The sequence below is a fragment of the Advenella kashmirensis W13003 genome (genome assembly GCF_000506985.1).
GTDB classification, from domain to species: Bacteria; Pseudomonadota; Gammaproteobacteria; order Burkholderiales; family Burkholderiaceae_B; genus Advenella; species Advenella kashmirensis_A.
This window is the reverse complement of sequence record NZ_KI650982.1, coordinates 48,871-65,177: the sequence shown is the minus strand read 5'-3', so window position 1 is coordinate 65,177 and position 16,307 is coordinate 48,871. Positions and strand designations below refer to the sequence as shown.

The 16,307-nt window shown below is 54.1% G+C and carries 13 protein-coding genes; 7 read left to right on the top strand and 6 right to left on the bottom strand.

Features of this window, described 5'->3' with window-relative positions:
* Positions 1-14 precede the first annotated feature (14 nt).
* On the bottom strand, positions 15-1,022 hold the full coding sequence (locus W822_RS42260) for a Bug family tripartite tricarboxylate transporter substrate binding protein (protein WP_024006840.1): 1,008 nt from the start codon (positions 1,020-1,022) through the stop codon (positions 15-17).
* 374 nt (positions 1,023-1,396) lie between these two features.
* Here W822_RS42260 and W822_RS42255 point away from each other — a divergent pair, with 374 nt between their 5' ends.
* The 6 genes from W822_RS42255 (at position 1,397) to W822_RS42230 (ending at position 9,940) form a co-directional block, all read left to right on the top strand.
* Positions 1,397-2,392 (top strand): Bug family tripartite tricarboxylate transporter substrate binding protein, encoded by a 996-nt coding sequence (locus W822_RS42255; RefSeq protein ID WP_253272337.1) that lies wholly within the window; start codon positions 1,397-1,399, stop codon positions 2,390-2,392.
* A gap of 41 nt (positions 2,393-2,433) precedes the next feature.
* A complete protein-coding gene (locus W822_RS42250; RefSeq protein ID WP_024006838.1) occupies positions 2,434-3,243 on the top strand; it encodes an aspartate/glutamate racemase family protein in 810 nt (269 codons plus the stop codon).
* Positions 3,244-3,334: 91 nt separating this feature from the next.
* Positions 3,335-4,081, top strand: coding sequence for an SDR family NAD(P)-dependent oxidoreductase (locus W822_RS42245; RefSeq protein WP_031243505.1), 747 nt, complete (start codon positions 3,335-3,337; stop codon positions 4,079-4,081).
* A gap of 31 nt (positions 4,082-4,112) precedes the next feature.
* Positions 4,113-4,715, top strand: coding sequence for a cysteine hydrolase family protein (locus tag W822_RS42240; RefSeq protein WP_024006836.1), 603 nt, complete (start codon positions 4,113-4,115; stop codon positions 4,713-4,715).
* Positions 4,716-5,025: 310 nt separating this feature from the next.
* Entirely contained in the window at positions 5,026-6,258 is a 1,233-nt protein-coding gene (locus W822_RS42235; RefSeq protein WP_024006835.1) for an MFS transporter, read from the top strand.
* A gap of 127 nt (positions 6,259-6,385) precedes the next feature.
* Positions 6,386-9,940 (top strand): ABC transporter ATP-binding protein/permease, encoded by a 3,555-nt coding sequence (locus tag W822_RS42230; RefSeq protein ID WP_024006834.1) that lies wholly within the window; start codon positions 6,386-6,388, stop codon positions 9,938-9,940.
* A gap of 54 nt (positions 9,941-9,994) precedes the next feature.
* Here W822_RS42230 and W822_RS42225 read toward each other — a convergent pair whose 3' ends face one another.
* The 3 genes from W822_RS42225 to W822_RS42215 form a co-directional block, all read right to left on the bottom strand.
* Positions 9,995-10,642 (bottom strand): glutathione S-transferase family protein, encoded by a 648-nt coding sequence (locus W822_RS42225; protein WP_024006833.1) that lies wholly within the window; start codon positions 10,640-10,642, stop codon positions 9,995-9,997.
* Between the two features lie 279 nt (positions 10,643-10,921).
* Entirely contained in the window at positions 10,922-12,376 is a 1,455-nt protein-coding gene (locus W822_RS42220) for a sulfatase family protein (RefSeq protein ID WP_034280894.1), read from the bottom strand.
* 1 nt (position 12,377) lies between these two features.
* On the bottom strand, positions 12,378-13,355 hold the full coding sequence (locus tag W822_RS42215) for a Bug family tripartite tricarboxylate transporter substrate binding protein (protein ID WP_031243501.1): 978 nt from the start codon (positions 13,353-13,355) through the stop codon (positions 12,378-12,380).
* A gap of 164 nt (positions 13,356-13,519) precedes the next feature.
* Here W822_RS42215 and W822_RS42210 point away from each other — a divergent pair, with 164 nt between their 5' ends.
* Positions 13,520-14,416, top strand: a complete 897-nt coding sequence (locus W822_RS42210) for a LysR family transcriptional regulator (RefSeq protein WP_024006830.1) — start codon at positions 13,520-13,522, stop codon at positions 14,414-14,416.
* Positions 14,417-14,507: 91 nt separating this feature from the next.
* Here the strand turns inward: W822_RS42210 and W822_RS42205 are convergent, their stop codons facing one another.
* Positions 14,508-15,926: an MmgE/PrpD family protein gene (locus W822_RS42205; protein WP_024006829.1), complete on the bottom strand. Its 1,419-nt coding sequence runs from the start codon at positions 15,924-15,926 to the stop codon at positions 14,508-14,510.
* Positions 15,927-15,985: 59 nt separating this feature from the next.
* Positions 15,986-16,306, bottom strand: coding sequence for a DUF4387 domain-containing protein (locus W822_RS42200; RefSeq protein WP_031243495.1), 321 nt, complete (start codon positions 16,304-16,306; stop codon positions 15,986-15,988).
* Between the last annotated feature and the right edge of the window lies 1 nt (position 16,307).

Here is a 16,307-nt window from a genome sequence, read left to right as displayed (position 1 = left end):
GTCTTGCCCCAATATCAGCTCTTCGCCAGACCCGCGGCCTTGATTGTTTTATCGATAAGCGGCTGGTTGTTTTTCAGCATTGTACCAAATGCCGCCGAGTCGCTTCCCACCGGCTGTGCTCCCAGTTCCTTTAGCGCCTTCAGTACATCCGGCTCTTTTGCTGCCGCCATCGCGGCTTGTTCCAATCTTTTAAGCACGCCGGGCGGAGTGGCTGCCGGCGCGAATAGTCCCGTCCAGGATGTCGACACATAGTTTGGTACGCCGGCCTGTTCCATGGTGGGTAGATCCGGCAGAAACGATGAACGTTCCTTGGTGCCCACAGCCAGCGCACGCACTTGTCCGTTTTTAATCAGTTCGAACACAGCCGGCATGTTTTCGACCTGCAGTTGCAAGAGACCGGCACGAAGATCGGTGATTGCCGGCGCCGTACCACGATAGGGAACGTGAGTCAGTTTGACATCGGCTAAGAACTCGAACATCTCAGCGCTAAGATGCGATATTGAGCCAACCCCCGCGCTTCCGAAATTGATGGATGCCGGTTTGGCCCGGGCGGCCTGGATGATGTCAGAAACAGACTTCCAGGGAGTTTTGGCATTCACGACCAATACCATGGGGCTATCGGAAAATTGCGAAACCGCAGCAAAGTCTTTGTAGGGATCATACTGTACGGGCTTGATCGCCGGATTGATTTGAATCGTACCCGGGGTCCCGAACATTAATGTATACCCATCAGCGGGGGCACGCGCCAGTTGTTGGGCACCGATGATTCCACCCGCGCCGGCAACATTGTCCACAACGACGGGTTGACCCAAGTCCTGGGAAATGGATTTGGCGAACAGGCGGGCCAGGATGTCGGTGCCACCTCCTGCAGAGAACGGTACGATGAGGTGGATGGCATGATTGGGGAATGGCGTGTCGCTATCGGCAGCGTGAGCCGGGATGGCTGGATAGGCGCCCATCGCGGCGACCAGCGCAGCAGCAAGAAGTACACGGTTGCTGGTGAGCGAGTAATAAGTATTCATGGCTTGTCTCCATATTTATATTCGGCCCTTGGCCGTTGAAAGCGTCTTACTGTAATGACCCGTGCGCATGACGTTAAACAGCGATAGCGTGCGCCGTCTATATGATTATGACAATAGGCTGTGAGTGAACATGGCATTCAATTTATATGAATAACGGCAAGAGCCAGGCATGAACAGACCTGATCCGGCAAGCAGATTGCTTGGTAGTGATAAATAGAGGCACTCGAATGCCAACGTAGCAGAGATTCGCGCCAATGTGCAAGCTATTCAACTTTAATGAATAGTCTCTTCAATATTGTTCTATGTTCTATTTACGCCGGAGAGTGCAGAATGAGAGCTACCGTTATCTTGAATAAGACAATGTGGATGAGACAATGAAATTAATGACAGAAAAATCCCGTATGATTTTTTCCTTGACAGCGATTTTGTTGGCGCTTGGAGCGATTGCGCCTGGGTTGGCGCTGGCCGAATTTCCCGACAGGCCAATAAGACTTGTTGTGGGATTTCCGGCTGGTGGTGCTTCTGACGTGGCGGCCCGTGCAGTTGCGGAGAAAATGTCATTGCAACTTAAGCAACCGATCATAGTTGAAAACAAGCCGGGCGCTGCGAGCAATATCGCGTCCGATACCGTAGCCAAAGCCGCTCCGGACGGGTATACCATTTTATTCGGCACGATTTCACTTGCAATTAATGGCAGCCTGTACAAGACGCTCAGTTATGATCCTTCAAAAGACCTTGTTCCTGTGTCCGAGCTGGCGTCTGCACCATTCTTGCTTGTTGTGAATCCATCCTCTTCAATTCAGTCTGTCGCGGACTTGATAAGCGCCGGCAAAAAAACGGATACCGAAAATCGCATTTATTATGCCAGTGCCGGCAATGGATCCGGCGCTCACCTTTTTACCGAATTGCTTGCAAGCCGAGCGAGAATCAAACTGACGCACGTCCCATATCGGGGAGCTGCACCCGCGATGGCCGATGTTCTGGGTGGCCAGGTCCCGATGATTTTCGATAACATCATTACAACGCTACCGCTGATCAAGGCCGGAAAATTGCGTGCGCTGGCTGTCAGCAGTAAAAGGCGGTCTACCGTTGCTCCCGATATTCCCACGCTTGATGAGCAAGGAGTGACAGATTACGACGCAACGTCATGGTTTGGTTTGTTTGTGCCTGCCGGTACGCCAGCATCTGTCGTGTCCACGTTGAATCGGGCTGCAGTAGATGCTGTCAAAACGTCGCAGGTCAGCGCGACGCTGCGTAGCGTGGGCGCCGAGCCAGTGGCCTCGTCCGACACGCAGTTTCAGGATTTTTTCCAGGCCGAGGTCAAAAAATGGGCGGATGTTGTTCATAGTGCAAAAGTACAAGTGAATTAAATAAAAGCGCTTGTTTTAATCATTCAAATTTCGGTGTATTTATGAAAATCTGGCATCAAAGTTTTACGGTATTGGACGAATTAGGCGTCTATCATGACGCATTGATGAAGCACTTCAAACGCATTGCCCGACCGGATACGACAATTGATCTGCACGGTATGGTTCCTGGAACATACAGAACGAATTACCCAGGATCCGATATACGACATGCACCGCTACAGTATATTCATGGATTGCAATTCATGACAGCTGCAGTAGAGGCACAGCGCCAGGGATATGATGTGTTTGCGATCAGCACCTTGCCTGATCCGGCGCTGCGAGAAATTCGCGGCCTGGTGGATATTCCCGTCGTGGGTTACGGGGAGTCGGCAATGTTGACTGCCTGCATGCTCGGAAGAAAATTCGGCGTGCTGGTATTTATCGATGATTTCGATGATCTCATCTCCCAGAACGCGTCGGTACACGGGCTGGCAGCGCGTTTTGCGGGAGCGATGCCTGTAGGATTCACCTTCAATGACGTCCTGGATGCTTTTCAGGACCCCCACGTCCTTATCGAACGCTTTCGCCAGTCTGCACGCGAACTCATCGCCAAAGGAGCGGAAGTGATCATTCCGGGCGAAGCACCCTTGAATATATTGCTGGCCCAAAATAAAGTCTCGGAGGTCGACGGGGTGCCGGTTCTTGACTCTCTGGCCGCCTGGGTCAAGCAAGCAGAGGCCATGGCCGATATGCGCAAATTCTGCGGGACCAAACCGTGCCGTAATGGCTATTATCACAATCTTCCCGAAATGGGCCGGGTCGATGAGATCTTCTCTTTTTACGGATTGGACCGGCTTGGGCAAGAGGATTGATGCAATACTGAGATCAATATGCGAGCCGTTGGGGCGGCGAACTGGTTTTTCATAGGACTGGCTTTGAGCAATGAATATGTACAATTCTGAAATGTTAACGAACAGAGTCGCGCTTGTTACCGGCGGAGCAGGGGGGATAGGGCGAGCCGTCTCCGAGGCGTTGGCCCGATGCGGCGCACGCGTTGTGGCTGCGGATATCTCTGAGCCAGAAGATTCCCTGGCACATCCGGGGATCGAAAGCCGACTGCTGGATATAACGGTGCGTGGCGATATACAAGACTGTGTCGCGGAAATCGTTCGGCGATTCGGACAACTCGATATACTGGTAAATGTTGCTGGCGTGGTATCCACCGGTAGCGCCGAGCATCTTCAGGAAGCAGAGTGGGACCGGACGATTGATATCAATCTAAAGGGCACGTTTCTGTGTTGCCAGGCGGTTATTCCTCACATGCGCCGCCAGGGCTTTGGCAGAATCGTCAATCTTGGTTCCGTCATCGGCAAAAATGGAGGAAACCCACGACCGTGGCTGAATCCACAGGAGCAGGATCAAGCGAGCAATGTCGCCTATGGCGTGTCCAAGGCCGGCGTGCATATTATGACCTCGTTCCTCGCAAAGGAACTGGCCAGTTCCGGTGTTACCGTCAATGCAGTTGCACCGGGACCGGTGGCTTCGGCAATGACGCAAAATTTCCCATCGTCCCTGCGTGATCTGATACCGGTGGGGCGTATGGGAACAGCCGCCGAAGTGGCCGCTGCAGTGCTGTTCCTGGCTGCACCGCAATCGTCATTTATTTCAGGAGAAACGCTGGATGTTAATGGTGGCATCTGGTGTGACTAAATTTTTTTGGCCAATTTAAGGAATTACCGATATGCAACTTCCCCGTTCGATTTATTTGGTGTTGGACATGGAAAACGATCTCGTGCACGATGACGGGCCTAGCGGAAAAGGTCCAATGGGAGAACAGGTACGCGAACGGAATGTGATTGCCAGGACGGCCGAGGCGATCAAAAAAGCGCGCCAGGCAGGGATACTGGTCGGTTTCGTGCGCGTTGGATTTTCACCTGAATATCAGGAGTGCCCGGCTGCGTCGCCGGTTTTTTCAGGTGCGCCCAAAGGCGGCATGTTTAAACTGGGAACCTGGGGAACTGAAATCCACCCCGATCTGGAACAACAACCTGGCGATATTCATGTCGTCAAGCATCGCGTCAGCCCCTTCTATTCGACAACGTTACAGGCCCAGCTGCGCGCGCAAGGCGTAGAGCGAATTTATTGCTCGGGCGTCTCGACGCAAGCGGTCGTGCAGGCGACTGTACGGGATGCGCACGATCGCGACTATGAAGTGATCGTGCTTGAAGACGCTTGCGCAGCCCATAGCGCCGAAGAGCATGCCAATTCGATCCAGAGCATCACGCGTTTCTGCTTGATTGAAACCACGGATTCGGTGAAATTTATGAACCCATCAGCGGGTTGAGCATCGGTTTTAAATCAGCGTAGCAGGGTAGTGCGTCTTCAACATGACTGGTATGGGTGATCAAGCCGGAGCGTGATTGTTTCTGAATCAGTTATAGAATCAAACCCAGGGCATGTTCTTGCCCTGGTCTTGTCTTTCCGGCAATTATTAAAACAATCTGGTTTGCCCAGATACTTATTGCCCAGCCGACGCCTGGCAAATGTCACCCGGAAGATTGGCGTATCATATTTCATAGCAGATATCAGCAGAGCCATATTGGGATCTGGAGGGTAGCCGCGCACAATCCCATTAGAATCATTGACGAGACACGATGAAACACGCAACACCGAACTGGCTTGCGCCGATCGCAGCCATCCTGATCCTCCAAACTACCTCATCATTTCTTTCTCGTCTTATTCCCATCATTACGCCGGCGGTATCTGAAGAATTCGGCTGGAGCGGCAGTGCGATCGGTTACTTTACCGCGAGTAACTCCTTTGGCAGTCTCGCCATTTTGATAGCCGGTTCGGCAATGCTTAAAGCGATTGGCGGAATGCGCACGTTGCAGCTGACGCTGGTGCTGGGCACGATGTGCCTGGGGCTTTTCCTGTCGCCAAGCATTGGCGTGGCACTGGCTGCCTGCTTCGCGATGGGTATCAGCAATGGCGTGGCAAATCCCGCAGGCAGTGAAATCCTGCTGCGGTTCTCGCCTCCCGGAAAGCGCAATTTGATGTTTTCCATCAAGCAGGCCGGGGTGCCGCTCGGCGGCATTGTTGCGGGTCTTTGCATACCCGGTATCGTCGTCCTGTGGGGTTGGCGCGTTGCACTGCTTGTTTGCGGACTTATTGTGCTTATTCCAACTGTGATTACCTGGTCGCTCAGCGCTACCCTGGATGGCATCAATAACAGAATATCACAAGGCCTGATTCATCTGCCTACATGGCAATCGTTCAGAAATCTTGCGGTGCCGCTGGCATCACTCGCTCGCGGGCCTGGATTATTCAAGATGTCGATAGTAGGCAGCCTGTTTGCGGTTGCCCAAAGCTGCTGGTTCACCTTCACTGTCATTTATTTAGTCGATGCGATGGGTTATTCACTCGGGCTTGCGGGCGCCGTTTTCGCTGTGATGCAGACAGGAGGCGTGTTGGGCCGCGTCATGCTGGGTTGGCTATCTGACTATTTCGACTCTTCCGTTGCGACATTGTCGATAACAGCGGTTCTATCGGCCACGACAACGGCACTCATGGGTCTGACAAATCCGGATTGGCCTGTGTGGACCGTCATGCTCCTGGCATTCGTGGCGGGAAGCACAGCGGCAAGTTGGAATGGTGTTCAAATAGCGGAGATTGCCCGGCGCTCGCCTCCGGAATGGGTCTCTGAGACAGCCGCAGGTGCAAGCGTACTCGTTAACCTGGTCAATATGATTGCGCCCGCGTGCTTTGCATCCTATGTGGTGTTCAGCGGCCGATATGATTATGCATTTATCGGCGCCGGCTTGTGTACTTTGTTAGTGCTTGTTTTTATGCCATGGGAAAGAAATCGCGGTATACGCACACCGGTGTGATTATCCCGTTCCAACGGCGGCCAATCTGGCGACCTCATGTATCCCGATTGTAATAATGCCAGCTGGCCATAATTGATTGTCTTTGACTTGTCCAGTCAGTAAGATATCGTGATGTAAAGGAGTGGCTATGTACTTTGACTATCGCCTGTGGATGATGACCGCCGGTTTGCGTACTCGCATGCTCGGTGGGGTGTTGTTGGGCCTGCTGGCGTTGCTGGCCGGCATCGCTCGTTACGTTTTTCTGGGCCAGTTATTGTCCCGCGTATTCGATCAGCAGCCCTGGCAGCAATGGTTGGCGCCGGCGTTATATGCGGTTGCCATGGTGCTGCTGCGCGCCTGGCTTGATCATTTGCGAACGATCGAAGCTAACCGGTCTGCGGCCGGGATCCAGCTTACCTTACGTGCGGGGCTGTATGACCGTCTTGTCGAACTGGGGCCAGCCTGGCTGGGCAGCCAGCGTACGGGTGGCGTCATGTTGAGTGTTATCGATGGGGTTGAGCAATTGCAGACGTTTTTTGGCCGTTATTTGCCCCAGGTCGCCATTTCGCTCATTGCACCCATAGCTATCTTCGCCGTTATTGCGTTCTGGGACCTCCCAACAGCCTCAGTACTGCTCATCGCGGCACTCTTCTCGTTGCTGGCTCCGGCTGCTGTACACGCGCTGGATCGGCGCGCCAGCCAGGAGCGGGCACAGGCACTCAGAGAGTTCGGAGAAGATTTTCTGGACGCCATGCAGGGTTTGCCTACGCTTAAAGCATTTGGTCAGGGAAAAAGTTTCGGCCTGCGGCTGGCCGAGAGAGCCCGTCATCTGTCAGACAAGACATTCTGGGTCTTGTCGGTTAGCGTACTCACGCGAGGCATGAGCGATCTGGGTGTTGCCATGGGAGCCGCGATTGCCATCGCGCTGGGTGCAACGCGCGTGGTGCAGGGCGAGATGAGCCTGGAAGCGCTTCTGATAGTCTTGATGGCGGGTACTGAAATCTTTCGTCCGCTGCGCGACCTGCGCTCAGTCCTGCACCAGGGCATGCTTGGACAGTCGGCAGCGGCCGGTATCCATGCGCTCAACGATGCGAATCGTATCGACACAGCATCGGGACGTGAAATGTCGCCCACAGATCTGGAGCCGCATATCCGATTTGATAATGTGACTTTCGCGTATCAACCCGAGCGCATGGCGCACAGCGGCCTGAACTTGGACATAGCGGCCGGTGAGCGCATCGGCGTAGTTGGCCCCAGCGGCGCGGGCAAGTCTACCATTGTTCGATTGCTTTTGCGCGAGGTGACGCCACAAAGTGGCCATATATACCTGGGTGGATATGATATCCGTGATCTCTCCGAAGAGACATTGCTATCGCGCATTGCACTGGTCAGTCAGGATATCACTCTGTTTCATGGCACGCTGGACGAAAATATACGCTTGGGCCGCCCGGATGCGACGCCTGAACAGGTTCGCGCGGCCGCCCGGTCAGCCAATATCGACGCTTTTATTATGACTTTGCCTGATGGTTACAAGACGCAGGTGGGTGATCGTGGACTCCAACTGTCTGGAGGACAGCGGCAGCGTGTCGGTATCGCCCGGGCGCTGTTGCGGGACGCGCCGATTCTTATACTGGACGAGGCGCTGTCATCGGTAGACTCACAGAATGAATTTCTGATCCAGGAGGCGCTGGACCGGCTTATGGCGGGAAGAACCACGCTAATCCTGGCGCATCGCCTGGCCAGTGTGATTAATGCCGATAGAATCCTGGTGCTGGAACAGGGGCGGATTGTTGAGTCTGGATCCCACAAGACATTGATGCAGCAAAAGGGGCTGTACTATCGTTTGATGCGAGAGCAGACCAGTGTCAGCCAGATCTCGGGGAAGGCCGATACGCAGACTGACCCTGCAGCGCCGCCAAACCGCGACAGCGGCTCCAAACCACGACCACTGGAGGAAGATGCCGCCAGGGTGGGGTGGCCGGACGTATTGGCTACGCTCCTGTCGGTCGTCAGACCCTGGCGCCTGACACTGGTTGCAACCATCTTGCTCGGCGTGGCACGGGTTGCCGCTTTCATCGGCGTGGGCGTGCTGAGTGCGCTTGTTGTCGCTGCTCTGCGCAATGGCCAGCCAACGCAGATGTTGATTATTGCGTTGCTGGTTGTTGCGCCGCTGGCCGCGTTATTTCATTGGCTCGAATCCTGGCTCGCGCATGCAATGGCTTATAAACTGCTGGCCAACATGCGGATCGATTTGTATGAAAAACTCGAACGGCTTGCGCCAGCATATCTGCTGGAGCGTCGCTCAGGGGACCTGGTATCACTGGCCACGCAGGACGTGGAAATGATCGAGTACTTTTATGCCCATACCATTGCGCCAGCGATTGTATCGGTCCTTGTACCAGCTACCGTACTAGGATTTCTGGCAATCTATAGCTGGCCGATCGCGCTCGCGTTGCTGCCTTTTCTTGCCTATGCGTTGTTGTCTCCGGTGCGCAGCAGACGACGGATTGATGCGCTGGGGGAACAGGCCCGTCAGTCCCTTGGCCAAATGAGTGCGCATCTTACCGATACCATCCAGGGGATGGCCGATCTGACCGCCTTTCAGGCTACCGCTCGTCGGCGCAGACAGTTTTTGGATATTGCCCAATCATACAGCCGCCAAAGGCAAGCGATATTGAATGATTTATCTGCCCAGAGTGCCTGCTTCGAGCTGGCGATGGGTCTGGGCGGATTGGCGGTTGCCGTTACCGGTGCCTTGCTCGCCAATGCCGGTGCGCTTGACCCGACCATGGTGCCATTGCTGGTGCTCGTGGCGGTCGCCACCTTTCTGCCGGTATCCGAAATCTCACAGGTAAGCCGCCAATTGGCTGATACTGTAGCCGCCAGCCGGCGGCTACATGTGGTGCACAAAGAGCCCGTTCCGGTCAGGGACGGACCGCAACGGCTCGTCCCAGCGCCGCAAGGGCTATCAATCGACTTTGATAAAGTAGACTTTCGGTATACGCCGGTCTCGCGCCTTACTCTGGATGCACTTTCCTTTTCGCTCCCGTCCGGTACGACTACCGCACTGGTAGGCGCTTCCGGAGCCGGCAAAAGCACAATTGCCAACTTGCTGCTGCGATTCTGGGACGTTAGTGCGGGAGCAATTCGTATCGGCGGCACCGACATCCGCCAACTCGAACTGGATAACCTGAGAGACCACGTTGCCCTGGTCACGCAGGACACCTATTTGTTTAACGACACGCTAGCAGCAAACATCAGACTCGCCCGTCCTGATGCAAGTGAAGCAGAGGTACGCAAGGCGCTGGAATCCGCAGCGCTATCCGCGTTCGTTGCCTCGCTGCCGCAAGGGCTGGACACGCTTGTCGGTGAGCGGGGTACGCAGCTATCGGGAGGGCAACGACAACGTATTGCCATCGCACGTGCCTTTTTGAAGAACGCGCCCATTTTGATCCTGGATGAGGCAACGTCGCATTTGGATAGTCTGAGTGAAATGCAGGTACGGGAAGCGCTCACTTTGCTGATGCGTGAGCGTACTACCCTGATTATTGCACACCGGTTGTCGACAATTCGAGAAGCTGACCAGATCCTGGTTCTGGATGACGGAAAACTGGTTGAACAAGGCACGCACGATGCATTGCTTACCCGATATGGCCCTTATGCACGACTGATCCGGCATCAGGAGCAGGGTATCGCTGGTTGATGCGGGTTGCCCCGCCCTGGTGCGTGGCTTGATGCCGATCTGTACTCCGTAATTCTATTCTGCGTCTGGCCGATGAAACTTCTCCAGACCCTCGTTTTGCATGGCTTTCTGCACCCCCGCATCCGAGTCCATATTGGTCATGAAGCGGTTGAGATTGGACAGATCGCTGATATTCACGTCCACGCCTTTGTTTTTTGTCCAGCGTGCAATAGCATAGAGGAGCGGATCAGCAATCGAGCGCGCTCCGGTTATCCAGTCCTTACCAGCCAAACTTGCGTCGACTATTTCGAATAGATGACGCAGTTGGGTGCGCGCATTGGTCTTGGTTTTTTCAATTGAAGTTTCGTCATCAAGATAAGCGGTCGTACCAAACAAAGGTTTGAAAGCCGGATGCAAATCAGAGGATGCGAACGCCAACGCGCGGTTGACTTCTGCACGACTTTTGGCGCTGCTATCGCCATGAAGTTTTGTGTCCGGAAAGCTGTCCGCGAGGAAATTCAGAATCGCTATATTCTGGGTCAGCACCCAATCATCTGCTTCGAGTACGGGTACTGCACCGGAGGGATTGATCTTGCGAAACGCGGATTCTTTGCGCTCGGAGCCTGAAATATAAGTGATTTTGTATGGCGCACCGATCCATTCCAGGACAATATGGCAGGAGAGCGAACAGGCACCGGGGGTGGCGTATAGGTTAAGTTTCATTGAAAATAATCCTGAAGTACAAGTGAAATAAAATCTGTATCAGTGAAATGACTTCAAGAAACCGATTGATTTGATATACACGAGATGAGTTTCCTGCTCAGCTATTGCACTGCCAGCAAAATATTGTACCTGTGCTGCGGTACATGGCTTTAAAGGCCACTTTATTGACGAGGTTGTATGGATTTAGCGTAATCTTTCACCTCGATGAGGTGCATGGCAGAGCACTTCGATAGGCAATGCGTTAAAACCATTGGAGTTGCTCGTCAGGCTAGCAAACATTTAACGAAACTGCGCTTTTGCACCGGGTGCCGGAGTCGCGCCGAAACCGCCCCGGGCAATGACTGCTTCTCTGCCTCCGTGTTCATCAAGCAGCGCTCGCTGATCGGCCTTGGCAATGGCGTCCTGTGCTTCAGGGTCCACAATGCCTTTTAATTCCATAGTCAGTCGCGCCACAATATTGTCATGGTTTCCGTCCTGAGCCAGGTTGTTCAGCTCTTCAGGATCATTGTCCAGGTCAAATAGCTCTGGCTCCATCTTCACGTAATAGATCAGTTTCCATTTGCCTTGCCTGACCATATATGCGCCGGTTTCTGCGCCGGCTGCATGATATTCAGAGAAAACTGCGCGGTCCAGATCGTCTGGCTGCGAGGCAACGCTCAAAAGCGACTTACCGGGCAGGGAAGCGGGTATAGGTAAGCCCATCCACTCGAGTATTGTCGGCGCCACGTCCACTAGCGAGACATGAGTGTTGACCACTTTGGGCGATGTACTGCCCGGCGCACGCATCAGCATTGGAATCCGGGCTGCTTCTTCGTAAAGCGTGGATTTTCCCCACAAGCCCCTGGAGCCCATGTTGTCGCCATGATCGGATGTGTAAATGACAAGTGCCTCGTCAGCCAGTCCACATGTCTCGATGGTGTGACAGATTTGCCTGAAATGATCGTCCATGAAGCTGCACAGGGCGCCATAGCTGAGCAGTGCTTCCCGACGGCGTTGATCATCAAAAAACTGGTCGTGAATGAAACATTTTCGCAAGCTGTCGATCCAGGGATGGTCATGACGATCTGCCGCGCGAGACAGCTTTGGCAGGGGAATATCTTCCAAGTGGTACAGGGAAGCAAATTGCTCTGGCGCAATCAATGGAAAGTGCGGGGCGACAAAAGAAGAAAAGAGGACCCAGTTATCCTGGTCGGAATGATCTTTGATCCAGTCAATTGACGCTGCGGCAATATTTCTGTCGTACCGTGTATAGTTGCTTTCTCCGATGCCAACCTCATCTGCCATGGAACGCGATTTATGGCGAACGGGCAAGGGGTCCCGGACCGCTCCCAATAAATCTCCAACTCCATTGACTACGTGCATGGGCAATATCTGCCGGGTAAAGCCGGTGTCTTCAGTTTCGCTGCGATAATGCAGCTTGCCGATTGAGGTGACGTCGATGCCGTGATCTCTGAGGGCATGAGTCCATCCTTTGGGAGTGCCATTGTATGGTAGCGCATTGTCCCAGTTCCGGCTTTCATGCGCATAGAGGCCCGTTGTAAACGATGCTCTGGCCGGGATACAGATGGGGGAGTTTGTGTAGGCCGATGCAAATTTTGTATTGTTGGCCCCAAAGTCGTCCATGAATGGCGTTTTGATCCAGGGATGTCCGCCCGAGGATAAGGCAAGACCGGAATGTTCGTCGGACATCACAATGATGGCGATTCGACGTTTATGTGGATTCGATGACTTCATTTTATGCTTCTCTCAAGCCTTGGCTGTTTACAATTTTCGTCCAATGTGCCAAATCGGCCGACACGTAACCGGAAAAAGACCGTTGCGTCATTGGCATTGTTGCTATCCCTTCATTTGCCAGGCGGTCTTTGACTTCCTTTTCACCAAGGACTTGATCGACGGCAGACCATAGTGCCTGTGTGATCTCCCCAGGAATGCGTTTCGGGCCCATGATGCCGAGCCATTGAACGGTTTCAAAGTCAGAAATACCTATTTCCTTGAGGGTTCTTACCTCCGGCAAGAGGGGAGCGCGCTGTGAGCCGCTTACTGCCAATGCACGAAGTCTGCCTGAATTCACATATGGCAGGGCGCCTGCCAGGCCAGGCATGGCAAACTGCACTTGTCCTGCCACCATGTTATTGAAGCCCGGCCCCAGGCCGCGGTAAGGTACATGCAGTACATTAATTCCGGTACCCAGTTTTAACCCTTCAAACACGAGATGGGTAATGGACCCGACGCCTGCAGAGGCGTAAGTGTATTTACCTGGGTTCTTTTTGGTCTGCTCTAGAAATTCTTCAAAAGTTTCAGGCCCCGACATATTGGTGACCAGTACATTTGGCGCACCGCCGATCATTGCGATATGCGTAAAATCGTTTATTGGATCGTACGGTACTTTACGATAGGCAGGAAGCGTGCCATGAGTGCTGACATATCCCAGCATCAGGTTGTAGCCATCTGCGGGTGAGCGCGCAGTTGCCTGGGTCGCGATTTGGCCACTTGCGCCGCCCTGGTTTTCCACGACCCATGTGCTTTTCATCTTGCGGGACAGATAATCGGCCATAACCCTGGCAACGCTGTCCGTCCCTGCGCCTGGACTGACGGGAACGAGAAATTTGATAGCTCTGCTGGGGTAGTCTTTGGCAGTGGCGATCCGTGGTATTGCATAGAAAGCGGCGCTCCCAATGACGGTCGTGAGCAGGCGACGACGGCTCATTTTCATAATGACAGTCTCCTTTATTGTCGTACCCATGAATCCTTACATGAGCTAAAGTATTAGTCTAATGAGTAATATGAGGGGGCGGTAGAACAATCGACGCAGGACCCATGTCGAAAAAATCGCTTACTTTTCTGCAAACGAATATACAGACGCACAGGAGACTACAATTGGCGCTCAATCTGGATCACCTGCATGCCTTTCTGGTTGTCTCCGAGGAGGGCAGCATCAATCGGGCGGCCGCAAGGCTGCTTCGTGCACAAACCGCGATAGGCCGACAGATCAGGTTGCTGGAAGAGGCTATGGGAGTTGTGCTGTTCGAACGTACGGCAAGCGGCGTCACTCTCATGCAGGCCGGAGGCGAGCTCATCGAATTCGCGCGCCGGATTTTCCAGAACGTTGCCGATGCCGAGGCGGCAATGGCTCGAGTGGGAGCCGACCCCTCAGGGGATCTGGTGGTCGCTGTCCCGAACGCCCTGGTCGAGCAATTAGGTCCTGTTCTTTTTGCGGCGATCAGAGACCAATATCCACTCATCCGGCTCACTGTCCTGGAAGGGGACAGTCATTCCGTTCAGCAATGGATCAACGATGGTACCGCGCAGATAGGTCTTTTACCGGAAGGACAGAACGACACGAGTTTGCAGACGGTAGAATGTGGCCGGCAAATATTATGCTTATGCGGCGCAGCAGAGGCGTTGGGTACGCTGCCGGAAACGATCGCCCTCAAGCAGGCATTAGCCTATCCCCTTGCGTTGACGCTACGTCCTAACAGGATGCGACAAATGATCGACCATGCCGCCGCCAGTATCGGAAGTGAGGTGCGGCCAGTTCTCAATACCAATTCTGCGCATTTGATTACCATGCTGATGCATCAAAATAAGGTTTATTCGATTCGACCTTATCTGGGGGCCGCTCCTGCCGTGATCAATGGCATTGCTTATATTCCCCTTGCTTCGCCTCAAGTGAGTCGCAGTATCAATATCGTGTGGAGTACCGCTTACCCTGTAACGCGAGCAACCGAAGCTGCCCGGGCAGTGCTTTGTGAGCTTATGGCAAAAATGACTTAGACTCGGAAGAACACTTGTATGCTCCGGCAGACGAAACGCTGGTGCCCCTGCTCAGTGCCATGCGGAACCGGGGGGCGGCGCTTTTAGAAAATCAATCCCCACTTTCACTCACGCATAGCGACATGATCGGTTCCAGAGAATCGAGTTTTTCAAGTTCCAGAACACAAGCGGCCAACTGCTCTGCTGCGGACTGCGAGATTGCCCTGGTCGCGTTCTTGAGGAACTTCGCTTTGATCGCAGCACGGTCCATCGGAACATCAGGCGTACCCAGGCTTGCCGGTTTTCGGCAGCGAAGCGTGCGTCCATCCTTCAAGTGCACGATCACCTCGCCCGGGAAATGAATGGGGTAATCGCTGGCGGGATCCGCCACGCAATATGTTTTAGCCGCTATATTCAATACATCTGGTGCGTCCAGCGGTTCGTCATAGAAAGTTGACAGGTCTACTCGCCCCCGCGCCAGGGCGGCGGCGACAGCATATTGCACACTGAACATTGCCTGATAGGAGGTGGCGGGGTGAATGCAACGGGACCGAGGTTCGGCAACCATTTTGTGCAGGGCGGGTGTAAGGGGGCAATCTATCCGTATCACATCATCGACAGAAAATTGCCCGCGTAGCGCCAGCGCAGCGTCTATGAATGCGTGAAGAAAGTGGCAGCATGGGTAAGGTTTGAGGGCAATGCCCAGGGTCTGCCATTGCTCGCCCAGGCGATGGGCGGGCAAGTCGTCGCCTTCAGGAATTCGCTCGATATGGGCGGAGTAGAAACCACGACGACCTTCAAGCATGGTGTCGGGTCCGCTGAATCCAGCTCTCGCCATCGCTATCGCAGAGAGTCCGCAATGGGCTGCCCAGCCCGGATGCAGGCGTTTGAGCCACGACGTGCCCCGTTCCAGGACACCGGCAGCCTGGCTGCCGCATATTCCGAGTGCCCACACCAGGGTTTCTTCGTCTGTGCTGGCTAAACGTCCGGCTGCCGCGGCGGCTGCAAAGGTACCACATAAAGACGTGGGGTGAAATCCGCGGTCATGAAAGTCGCCGGCGCCGACGGTTGCCAGACGGCAGCCGATTTCCAGAGCGCCGATAAAGGCCGCCAGCACGTCGGCGCCGCTGGCGTGATGGGCCTGTCCTGCAGCCATAACCGCGGCAAGCGCTGGCGCCGTTGCATGGTAGATTGCACCGATATGCGTGTCGTCGAAATCCAGTCCGTGTGCAAGTACACCATTGACCAGGGCCGCCGATGCGGCAGGCAGTCGCACGCCACTGCCAATGGCGGTAGCAGCAGTCCCGTCGCCCAGATCTTGTGCGCCGCGCAAAATCGCCTTGCCAAAATCGAAGCGTGACGAGGCCAGCGCGATGCCCAGTGCGTCCAGCAAATGCTCCTTCGCCAGGTCTGACACCTCAGCCGGTGCATCGTTCCAGGAAAAATCGAGAATGAATCGGGCAAGTTCCCGGGATTGGGTAGTGGTGATCGGGGCTGAAGTGGCCTGAATCGCTGTGGCAGTGTCTGTCATGTTGAATATATCCAGTCAAAATGGGTAAACGAAAAATATCAAAAGGTGTGGATTGCCAATCAGACCGGAATCTGAATATCCAGAAGAGGGGCATGCTGCTGGGCTCCGAACGTGTCCCGTTCCCCGACAGTGCCTTGCCCCCAACTGCGCCGCAATGTCAACTTGAAAGCCATCGCCGGATCAAAGAACATGCAAACGAGAACATCCTCGTCAGTTACGCCATATAGCAGCGCCATTTTTTCAGGCGTCAGCGCATCACTATGCTTTACGTGTTCGTACTTTTCCTGATTATCGAAAATGACATCAAACGTGATTTCGAACGGACCTGCATTTTTGCTGCGGACAACTTTAGCAATTTTTCTCAGAGTCGTGTGTGGCATG